Genomic DNA, 787 nt, shown 5'->3' with positions numbered 1-787 from the left:
AAAGTTAGCACTAGTGGCTATTATAGTTGGTTAAAGGCTAAGGTTTCAAAACTTTGGTTATATAATCAGAAGCTGTCAGAATTAATTACCAGTATTTTTAAAGATAGTTTTGAAAGTTATGGAGCACCAAGAATCAAAATGGCATTGGAAAAGTTTGGACATTATATTTCTAGACCTAGAGTAGCTAGATTAATGAAAGCGAATGGTTTATTTGCTAGAAGAAAGCGCAAATTTAAGACAACAACTGATAGTAATCACAAGTATCCCATTGCTGCTAATATTTTAAATCAAAATTTTAAAGTATCCCGTAGTAATCAAGTATGGGTGTCAGACATCACTTATATAGAAACCAAACAAGGGTGGATGTATTTAACTGTCATTATTGATTTATTCAATCGAAAAGTAGTTGGTTGGTCTATGAACGATAATTTAACCACACAAGACACTATTATTTCTGCATGGCATATGGCTATTAAATCTAATGAAATTACAGAAAAACTTATTTTCCATTCAGATAGAGGATCTCAATATGCTAGTTATACTTTTACAGATATTATAAAAAGTTATGAAGGCTTAATAATTCAATCTATGAGCAGAAAAGGTAACTGTTGGGACAATGCTGTAGCAGAATCATTCTTTAAAAGCTTAAAAACAGAGTGGGTGTATAAACACAAATACAATTATAGGTCACAAGCTGAATTGTCAGTCTTTAGTTGGATTGAAACTTGGTACAATAAAAGAAGAATACACTCTACTTTAGGGTATAAAACTATTAACGAATTTGAAT

The 787-nt window shown here is 30.7% G+C and carries 1 protein-coding gene; it reads left to right on the top strand.

Annotated features, from left to right (window positions below):
- Positions 1-787, top strand: a 787-nt coding sequence (locus ABD935_RS16545) for an IS3 family transposase (protein WP_345194039.1), incomplete at both ends; no start/stop codon positions are given.

The sequence above is a fragment of the Algibacter agarivorans genome, assembly GCF_039543245.1.
In the GTDB taxonomy this organism is placed as follows: domain Bacteria; phylum Bacteroidota; class Bacteroidia; order Flavobacteriales; family Flavobacteriaceae; genus Algibacter_G; species Algibacter_G agarivorans.
Note: the sequence above shows the minus strand (reverse complement) of the source record. Positions and strands in the feature narration are given on the sequence as shown.